Raw genomic sequence first — 9,828 nt, forward strand, 5'->3', positions numbered from 1 at the left:
AAGTTAGCGGTATCTCCTCATACCGTTGAGATGGTAATCCGAGATTGGTTGGAAAAGAATGACCAATGACAACCGAACGAATTATCAAAAGTGGCTCAGGTTGGCGTCTAGGTTGGAATCCTCAAGCCACTCATTATCAGGGGTTAGTGGGTACCGATGAGTGGGCAATCGAGCTGACTCAGGCGGAGTTAGACGATTTTTGCCGATTGTTAGCACAGCTTGCTCAAGCTATTGAAGACATCGCTGATGAGTTGGTCGATGAGGAGAAAATCACCTGTGAAGCCGAAAGTGACTTGCTCTGGATGGAAGTCGAAGGTTATCCGTCTGCCTATACGCTACGCTTTATTTTGAACCAGGAACGTCGTTGTGAGGGGAGTTGGCAAGCCACAGCCGTTCCCGGTTTGCTGCAAGCGGCTCAGTCTCTAAAAGTCTTTTGAGAAGGTTCCAGAGGGGGCTATGAATGGAAGAGATACCTGAGGTGTGTGTAGGGGCGACCCGCTTGCATACATAGGGTCTGTTGAATAAGTCTGATGGTGGGGGTAGGGAGCAGGGGAAGCAGGGGAAGCAGGGGAAGCAGGGGAGCCATAGTACATTTTCCCTGATAGTGGTGCAAGGGTATAAAAGGGTTTAACTCTTTTTCCTTGAACAGGAGCAAATATCAATGCCACTCCAACCCTTATGCCAGAACGTGTTTCTGGAAAGTTGTTAAAATGATGAATCTTATGATAATCTAGGAAAGGTTTCACGGGGCGTAGCGCAGCTTGGTAGCGCACCACTTTGGGGTAGTGGGGGTCGTGGGTTCAAATCCCGCCGCTCCGATCGCAAGACCAAAATTGACCCTGGAGATATTTATTTCTCTAGGGTTAATTCATGGTTAAGGATTCATGACTCAAACCGAAAAATCTTACCAGAACCTTAACAAAAAAACTCCCCAGTTCTGTGCTTGAATGGCGATAATAGAGACGCGGCGGTAATAGCGCTCTGTGCAATGTACACCAATCCGAATTCAAGAGAGGCGTGAGCAATGGCAACGTTAACCATGTCCCAGCGTGATTTGTCGGCTTTCACGAAACAGGATGTTGCTGAATTAGCAGGACGTTTAGAACAGGACGAATATGACAATGCGTTTGCGGGGCTCGATGACTGGCATTTGCTGCGGGCGCTAGCCTTCCAACGTCCGGAGTTAGCAGAACCCTACCTCTACTTGCTAGACCTAGAAGCGTATGATGAAGCGTGAATAAGTCGCGGCGAGTATTGATAGGTATAGGCGGTGGTATCGCCGCCTATAAAGTTTGTCAGGTTATTTCCACTCTGTTTCAGGCTGGGGTGCAAGTTCGGGTGATTCTCACCCAGGCGGCTCAAGAATTTATCACCCCCCTGACTATTTCCACCCTCTCGCGCCATCAGGCGTATACCGATCGCCTATTTTGGCAACCGATTCATAATCGCCCCGTTCATATCGAGTTGGGCGAATGGGCTGATTTATTCGTGATTGCCCCCCTTACTGCTAACACACTGGGCAAGTTAGCTCACGGTTTAGCCGATAATTTATTAACTAATACCGTTCTCGCCTCCCATTGTCCCGTACTCCTTGCCCCAGCGATGAACACGGATATGTGGGAACAGCAGGCAGTACAACGGAATTGGCAACACCTATTGAGCGATTCCAGGTATCATACGGTGGGACCCGCTGCCGGACGATTGGCGTGCGATCGCGTGGGTGCGGGGCGATTGGCAGAACCCTCTGAGATTCTCGCTGCTATTTATTCAGTGTTATACACAGGCGGTAAGCGGGATTTAGTCGGCAAACAGGTGTTAATTAGTACCGGTGGCACCAGAGAACATTTAGACCCTGTGCGCTTTATTGGCAATCCCTCTACGGGTAAGATGGGATTGGCATTGGCACAAGCCGCCAAACATCGCGGCGCCAAAGTGGTGTTAGTTCATGCGCCTCTAACCGAACCCATTCCCCCCGATATTCAGGCAATTTCCGTTGTCAGTGCGGCTGAAATGCGTCAGGTCATGTTATCTTATTTCCCTGAAGCGGATCTGGTAATCATGGCTGCCGCCGTCGCCGATGTCAAACCTGCCGATCATACTTCAGAGAAATTACCCAAAGCCCAGCTTCCCACTGCCTTAGCTTTAGAACCTGTACCCGATATTTTGGCAGAGTTAGGACAGCGCAAACAAACTCATCAACAGTTAATCGGGTTTGCAGCACAAACTGGTGATATTGTCAAGCCTGCATTAGAAAAATTAAACGCCAAGAATTTAGACGCGATCGCAGCCAATCCTATTGACCAGCCGAATGTGGGATTTGCCAGCGACACCAATCAAGCCATTTTCATCGATAAACAGGGACGCCAGGAGTCGGTTCAACCGTGCAGCAAACTTGAACTCGCCCACGCCTTGCTTAATTTTATACGTTTGTAGTAGGCACTTTAGTGCCTCAAAATGCTTGATTTCCCAGCACTAAAGTGCTGACTACGAACAGTTTTATTCATGAATATCTCGTCCTTCGGCAATAAGTAAAATAACCCTTCCTTCCTCATCTTTTAACGGTTTAAGGGAAAAATCTATACGAATCATCACACGTTCCGGTTTCCGAAACTGAACGTCCTGGCGAACCAAATCACCATTAGCCGCCTTTTTAATCGCCGCTTTCAACCACTCCTGTATAGATGGGCAGTGATTCCAACACTCCAGTTTCCATACAGGTAAACCTAACAAATCATCTAATTGATAGCCACTCGCATTTAATGCCGTTTCATTGATATCCACAATCAATCCTTCTGGAGTCAGCAACATCATGGATTGAAAGGTTTGATTGAAAATTCCCCGGAAACGTCGTTCACTATCCTGGAGTTTTTTGAGAATTTGTCCCCGTTCAATCGCATAGCGAATCGTTTTCACTAATAGGGGAATCGTAATATCATCCTTGAGTAAATAATCTTGCGCCCCATGCGCCATTGCTCCTAGGGCTAATTCTTCGTCATTGGCTCCCGTTAACACAACAATGGGCAGATAGGGAATTGCCTCTCGGAATTCGGTAACGGTTTCTAAGCCATCAGTATCAGGAAGATTCAGGTCTAACAAAACTACATCAATGGGGAGATTTGTACAACTCTCAATCGCATCAGCGAGTCGTTCAACATGATGAAGTTGCCATTCGGTTGGGTCTAAACGGGAAAATCGATGACGCTGCAAGCGAGCATCACTAGGGCTATCCTCCACTAATAGAACATGAATTAGGTGTTTGTCCATAGGACGGGTCTCACTCCGAGGGCAATTGAACTGCCGCTAACCAAAATTCTTCCAATAGCCGAACCATTCGCATAAACTGTTGAATATCGATAGGTTTGGTAATATAGCAGTTGGCATAACGTTCATAAGACTTGAGTATATCCTCTTCATCTTCCGAGGTTGTGAGAACGATCACGGGAATCCGTTTGAGCGTGGGGTCTGATTTGACCGAGGTTAATACTTCTTGACCATCCATTCCCGGTAAATTCAGATCTAACACAATCAAATCTGGACGAGGAGTGTTAGCATAATCTCCTTGCTGGAGTAAGTAGTCTAGGGCGGTTTCCCCATCTTCTACCCAATGCAAGTTGTTGGCAATTTTAGCTTGCTTAAAGCTGATCTGGATCAGATTCGCGTCACTGGGGGAATCTTCCACCAGTAAAATTTCAATGGGTCTAAATCTATAATGGCTGCTCATCGGAGGATATCAAATAGGGAAGGGTGAAGAAAAATGTGCTACCAACTCCAGGTTGAGATTCCACCCAAATCTGTCCACCGTGGCGTTCGACAATTTTCTTACAAACGGCTAAACCGATACCTGTACCCGAAAACTCGCGCCGGGTATGGAGACGTTTGAAGATGACAAAGATACGGTCGAGGTATTTGGGTTTAATCCCAATTCCATTATCCTTGACCTGAAACAGCCATGCATTCTCTCTTAATTGTGCCTCAATCTGGATGTGAGGGGGGCGATCGCGGCAGAATTTGATCGCGTTGGCGATGAGATTTTGAAACAGTTGGATCACTTGAGTGGGATCAGCCTGAACCGTGGGGAGGGAATCGTGGCTAATCGTCGCTTGGCTTTCTGCGATCGCGATCTGTAAATTCTCTGTCACTTGATGTAGGATGGCATTACAATCGGTCGGTTTCCCCTCTGGTGGACGAGTTCCCAAACGAGAATACATTAGCAAGGCTTGAATTAACTGGCGCATTCGGGTTGCACCATCAATGATAAACGCCATATAGTCTTGGGCGGATTCATCCAGTTGATCCAGGTAGTCTTGTTGTAAAAGTTGGGTATAACTTGCCACAGCGCGTAACGGTTCCTGCAAATCGTGGGAAGCAATATAGGCAAATTGTTCCAATTCTTGATTAGAACGTTGCAATTCCTGGGTCAGTTCTTTAAGTTTTGCTTCCGCATCGCGACGTTCAGCAATTTCCGCTTGTAGGACGTTATTCATGGCGCTTAAGGCTTGGGTGCGTTCTTCGACTCGCCGTTCTAATTCTTCTCGTGCATTTTGTAAGATATGTTCTGCTTGTTTTTGCAGGGTGATATCTTGAGACATTACCATCCCAGCAAAAATTTCACCTTGCTCATTTTTCACCGGAAGCGTATACACTTGATGGATGCGATCGGCAAATGTCATTTCCGAGACATTGGTTTCTCCGGCTAAGGCTGACTGATACAGAGGTTCGATGATTTTACAAACATCGGGTGATAAGACGTCTGTAATCGTTTTTCCTTTTAACTGTTCAGGTTCAAAGCCGCCAGCCCTTACCCCCTCCCCTTCTGCTAATAAGAAGCGTAAGTCTCGATCGAATAATAAAACACTACCATTAGGAAAGTTTTGCGTCAGGGTTCGATAAAGTCCCTCACTTTTACGTAAAGCGATTTCTGTGCGTTTGCGTTCAGCAATTTCCGCCTGTAATGAATGATTAAGTTCCGCTTGTTTTTGCCACAGACGAGCATTTTTAATCGAAATCGCGGCTTGGGCTGATATTAGATTTAACAGTTCAACTCGTTCGGGCGTAAATGCCGCGATCGCTAAATTATTTTCTAGATAAAACAGTCCAATCAATTGTCCTTGATTTAGCAGGGGCGCACAGACGATAGATTGGGGTTGATTGTGCTGAATATAGGCATCGGTAATAAATCTATCCTCAGACATGGCATCATTTAAGACTAAAATGTCTTGCGTCCGACTGACATAATGGATAATCGTGGTGGGAATATCTTGGCTGGTTTCTAAGGGAATCGATTGCAAAACAGCAATACTATCTAAATCCCCCCGACACGTTGCTTCAATCCGTAACTGTCCCTCCCAATCCAATAGTAAAGCGCCTTGTGTCGCGCCAGCATTTTCGATTAAAATTTTCATTAAGCTAATCAGCAACTTATCGAGGGCAATTTCACTGGAAAGCGCTTGGAATGTTTTAATAATCGTGGTCAAGTCTAGCACAGCGGCAAGATGACTCCCCGAAACTGAGTCCGTATGTGAATTGGTAAGTGTATCTTTGATATTAACCGAGGTTAAGGCGTCGGTAAATAAGCCAGGATAAGTCTTCTCTAAATCTTCAACCTTTCGCTTGGCACCCCAATGTTGATAGCCATGGCGTGCTTTTTGCATGTAGAGTTGAGCAAACTTTACCTTACCTTTACTCAACCAAAACTTGGCGGCTAGTTCATTTCCTAAAGCCTCATGGTGAATAAACCCATTGGTTTTGGCTAAGTCAATGGCTTGATCATAGAGATCCATCGCTTTTTCCGTTTGACCAGAAATCCGTGCTATTTCTGCATTAATTAATACATAGTTATGCCGAAAGTTTTCTGGACAATTGTCTGCCCAACCTTTCATCTGAACTTGAGCAATAATCAAGGTTTGCCAATAATCAGCTTGTTGACTCTCCGCCGCCTGAGGATAGAGTGCAGTTAGAATCAGAGAGATATAAAAATTATGTTCAGCTTGGATGTATAAACCCCGAATAAAGGGCAGGTATTTTTCGGCTGATTTAATCCAATTAAGTGCTGCTTCGGGTTGGTTGTAGAGATAGAGAACCCAGGCTTTAATACTGTAAAATGTACAAAGACCACCAAACGTCTGATAAGTCTGGCAGCTAGCTAAATAATTGGCTTCACTCATCTCATCAGTATCAAATACCTCTTTCGCTTCCGTTCGTCCACATAAATTCCCAATAGGCAGTTTACAGGCTAAAATCATGTCTGTTACCCATTGGTTTTGAGTTTTGCGGCTAAAGTGCAAAAATGTATCAGCTTGGGTAAGGACATCGGTTAAGCTTGAGCCTTGATTGAAGGCATTATGAAATTGATTGTTTAAGATATAGCCAACATATTGAAAATCCCCAGCGTCCATTCCCGCCTGATAAGCTTCATGATTAATCGACTCAGCACATTGAATCGGCTTGACCCAGGAATTCAAAAATGTCGCCAAGAAATGATGGGTGCGACTGATATAAATTGGATGATTAAACGTTTTGCTCAGTTGACAAGCCAGTAAACCAAAGGCATACCCAGACTGATAATCTCCCCAAAGGGAACCCAGGAGTAATCCATAATTAGAATAGCCTTTAGCTGATTCAGGAGCATTGCCATATTGTAGGGATAAATTGACGAGTTTTACCGTAACCCACGCATAACTATCTTGATCAAAGAAATACGTGGGCGGATCGAGACTTAATAGTAAATTGACTGCCGCTTTTGTCATCCTGTCGGTCATGTAGGGTAAATCAATTAGACTGGCAATGCGCCGAGTTCCTAAATTTCGTTTTAATTCAGATAATTCCCGATTTAAGCTGCTTTTTACATTAGTGTCGGGAAAATTGATACCGATTTTTTTGAGGGCTTGGCGTCCGACTTTAATGGCTTCTTTATAGTTGGCTAGCATGGTATGCTGAACAATAAGCAGCTTATACAGTTCAGCCTGTTCCATAACAGATTTGGCTTGAATTAAACTCTGATAAATTAAATGCTGTGATGATTCAAAGTCACCATTCAAATATTCAACTTCCGCGAGTTCCTTATGAAGTTTTAAGGTTAATGAATACTGGTCAGTCCAGCTTGTTTCACTTAAGGTTAATAGTCCGTAGTTTAGGTAATCTCTAGCGGCGGTATAAGCCGTTGCTGACTTCGCTTTTTTGGCAGCCGCTAAGTTTAACCGAGTTAATTCAAGTCGTTCGTGAGTCGTGGTAATCGCGTAAGCTTTCCAATTGAGATGATCAACAATATCAAAAATTCGCTCATATTTTTGATAGGGGGATAGCTGGGCAAGCAATAGCCGACCAATGCGCCAGTGAACGGTTTCTTTTGATGCTTTATCCATTAAAGCATCAACCGCTTGTTGTACGCGATCGTGCGAAAACTTATAATATTGAATTAAATGAAAATAGTTTTGCGATTTTTTCGTCTGAGGTTCAATTAATCCTAACTGAATGGCTGGATATAAATCATCCCAGGTTTCATTCGGAGTTTTCTCATGAATTTTGGCAAGTAAATCGAGTTGAAAATGATTTCCGATACAAGCGGCTAAACTTAAAACATGTTGAGTGCTTTCCGGAAGTTTTTTCAACTTGCCAATCATCAACTCCACCACGTTATCTGTAATCGCCGTTTCTTCAATCCGGTCGATATCCCAAGTCCACTGACCAGAACCTTCCTTGGTAGAAGAACTAAATAAAATCAGATTCTCCTGGGCAAGGGTTTTGATAAATTCTTTAAGAAAAAAAGGATTTCCTGCGGTTTTACGAACTATGAGTTCTGCTAAAGCAGTAACAGATTGAGCATCTCTGTGTAAAGTTTCGGAGATTAACTCAATAACGTGTTCCCGGTTCAGGGGGGTTAAGATAATTTGGTTGAGAATAACGCCAAGACTACAAATTTTATCGAAACTAATCATTAAAGCATGATTCGGATCAACTTCATTGTCTCGATACGCACCAATGAGGAATAGATGGTAGATTGGGTCATCTGTCAAAATGAATTCCAGCAACTTTAGGGTAGCTGCATCAGCCCATTGTAAATCATCTAAAAAAATGACTAAAGGATGTTCAGGTTGACAGAAAACCCGCATGAAGGCTTGAAATACTAAATGGAAGCGATTTTGGGATTCAGCCAATCCTAATTCAGCTACTTCAGGCTGAGTACCAATAATCAGTTCAACTTCTGGAATGACCTGGATAATAATTTGTCCATTGCGACCTAATGCTTCCAGTAATATTTTTCGCCATTGCCTAAGTTTTGCTTCACTTTCAGTTAAAATTTTTCGGATTAATTTGGAGAAGGCATTAACCAAAGCTGAATAAGGAGTATTGCGTTGAAATTGATCAAATTTTCCAGTAATAAAATAACTATTTTTCTGGATAATCGATGGGCGAATTTGCTGGATTAGAGCGGACTTACCAACGCCAGCATCACCCGTAATCAGAATAATTTCACTCAGCCCTTTTTGGGTATTTATTGCCCCTTGCCCCTTTTGGAAACAAGCGATGCGAAAAAAAGCGGCGAGGAGGGCTTGAGTTTCACGTTCCCGACCATAAAGTTTTTGGGGAATTTGCAATGTTTTCCCCAGATCTTGACATCCAAGGGGGAATTCTTTTATTTTACCAGTTGTTTTTAATTTCTCTAAACAATACTCTAAATCTGCCTTGAGTCCTACCGCACTTTGGTATCGCTTTCGCGGTATTTTTTCCAATAGTTTCATAACAATATTGGAAATGGCTTGAGGACAAACTTTGTTTAGCGTTAATTCCTCCTCGTCCCCAGCTTCTCCAGCGCCCTTATCTTTTTCCTCAACACTATTTGACTGCAACGTTACATGAGGGGGGAGAGGTTGTTGAGCCAGATGGCAATAAATCAACTCCATGGGTTCATCTTTATCGAAAGGAAGATGATGGGTTAATAGTTCATAAAGAGTGACACCTAAGGAATAGAAATCCGTGCGGTAATCTAGAGGACAATCCATCCGTCCAGTTTGCTCTGGGGATAAATAGGCTAAGGTTCCCTCTACACTAGGCGATTGTTTTAGCGAATGATTTTCGCTGGATACGCGAACCGCGATACCAAAATCAATAATTTTGAGTTGTCCCGTTGCTGGATTAAAAATAATATTTGATGGATTAATGTCTTTATGAATTATATTAACGGTGTGGAGTTGACCTAAGCCTTCTGTAATCTTAATCGCAATGTTCAGAATATCGGGCAGTGAAAATTTTATTGTATTGAGGAATACGTTTAATGATTCTCCACCAATATCTTCAAATATGATTACCAACCTATTCTGATAAGTGAGTAAGTCGTAGGCGTGAATGACACCCGCCAGTTGCCAGTTATGAGTAATTTCGTATTCAGTTTTATAGCGACTAAGTTCTTCAGACGTGGGATAGTCGGGTTGGAGAAGTTTCAAAATAACAGGTTGAGTATCGACCTGTCGGATTCCCCGATAGACTATAGAATTAGAGCTTTCGTATATTTTGGAGAGAATCTGGTAACCCGGAAGGATAATCACGGTGGGATTTCCCTATTAGTGCGCTGTTCCAGACGTAGGAATGGTACGTCTATCTAAAAACGGTAGCATTTTGATGGGAAAGTGTCTCTTTTTTTTTATAGGATCAGTGGTAGGTGTTAGGTTTTTTAGCTGCCAACAGACAATTGACACCCGACACCCTTGCTCAACCGAGCTTTTCGCTCTAAGTTGCTAGTGTAGTATAAAGTCTTGATAGAAGTCTATAACTTATAGGTTATATATCCGTGCGCCTCGTGACTTTTTCAGTTTTGGCAAAAATCAACGTAAA

Annotated in this window: 6 protein-coding genes and 1 tRNA gene; 4 read left to right on the forward strand and 3 right to left on the reverse strand. The window is 43.5% G+C overall.

The genetic code is table 11. The features are described from left to right. Positions 1-65: 65 nt before the first annotated feature. The 4 genes from RIC07_RS13240 to coaBC all read left to right on the forward strand — a co-directional run bounded on the left by RIC07_RS13240 (position 66) and on the right by coaBC (position 2,433). A complete protein-coding gene (locus RIC07_RS13240; RefSeq protein ID WP_446394945.1) occupies positions 66-437 on the forward strand; it encodes a DUF1818 family protein in 372 nt (123 codons plus the stop codon). 308 nt (positions 438-745) lie between these two features. Continuing rightward, positions 746-819 (forward strand) — tRNA-Pro (locus RIC07_RS13245). A gap of 205 nt (positions 820-1,024) precedes the next feature. Beyond that, positions 1,025-1,237, forward strand: coding sequence for a protein IsiD (gene isiD / locus RIC07_RS13250; RefSeq protein ID WP_446394946.1), 213 nt, complete (start codon positions 1,025-1,027; stop codon positions 1,235-1,237). Beyond that, positions 1,234-2,433: a bifunctional phosphopantothenoylcysteine decarboxylase/phosphopantothenate--cysteine ligase CoaBC gene (gene coaBC, locus RIC07_RS13255; protein WP_446394947.1), complete on the forward strand. Its 1,200-nt coding sequence runs from the start codon at positions 1,234-1,236 to the stop codon at positions 2,431-2,433. Before isiD ends, coaBC begins: the two co-directional genes overlap by 4 nt. A gap of 63 nt (positions 2,434-2,496) precedes the next feature. On the opposite strand, the gene RIC07_RS13260 is transcribed toward coaBC, so the two are convergent. Genes RIC07_RS13260 through RIC07_RS13270 form a run of 3 tightly spaced genes read right to left on the reverse strand, consistent with a single transcriptional unit; the run spans position 2,497 to position 9,542 of the window. Continuing rightward, positions 2,497-3,264, reverse strand: a complete 768-nt coding sequence (locus tag RIC07_RS13260; protein WP_446394948.1) for a response regulator — start codon at positions 3,262-3,264, stop codon at positions 2,497-2,499. Between the two features lie 10 nt (positions 3,265-3,274). Then, the gene (locus tag RIC07_RS13265) at positions 3,275-3,721 is read right to left on the reverse strand and encodes a response regulator (protein ID WP_446374665.1); all 447 of its coding nucleotides are present in this window, start codon (positions 3,719-3,721) and stop codon (positions 3,275-3,277) included. Then, the gene (locus RIC07_RS13270; protein ID WP_446394949.1) at positions 3,705-9,542 is read right to left on the reverse strand and encodes a protein kinase domain-containing protein; all 5,838 of its coding nucleotides are present in this window, start codon (positions 9,540-9,542) and stop codon (positions 3,705-3,707) included. The genes RIC07_RS13265 and RIC07_RS13270 overlap by 17 nt, the downstream gene beginning before the upstream one ends. Positions 9,543-9,828 lie beyond the last annotated feature (286 nt).

It is taken from the genome of Coleofasciculus sp. E1-EBD-02 (assembly GCF_040218245.1).
GTDB lineage: Bacteria > Cyanobacteriota > Cyanobacteriia > Cyanobacteriales > Coleofasciculaceae > Coleofasciculus.

Coding starts and splice junctions, on each gene's coding strand:
- RIC07_RS13240 (WP_446394945.1), top strand. CDS start 66: ATGACAACCGAACGAATTATCAAAAGTGGCTCAGGTTGGCGTCTAGGT.
- isiD (WP_446394946.1), top strand. CDS start 1,025: ATGGCAACGTTAACCATGTCCCAGCGTGATTTGTCGGCTTTCACGAAA.
- RIC07_RS13260 (WP_446394948.1), bottom strand. CDS start 3,264: ATGGACAAACACCTAATTCATGTTCTATTAGTGGAGGATAGCCCTAGT.
- RIC07_RS13265 (WP_446374665.1), bottom strand. CDS start 3,721: ATGAGCAGCCATTATAGATTTAGACCCATTGAAATTTTACTGGTGGAA.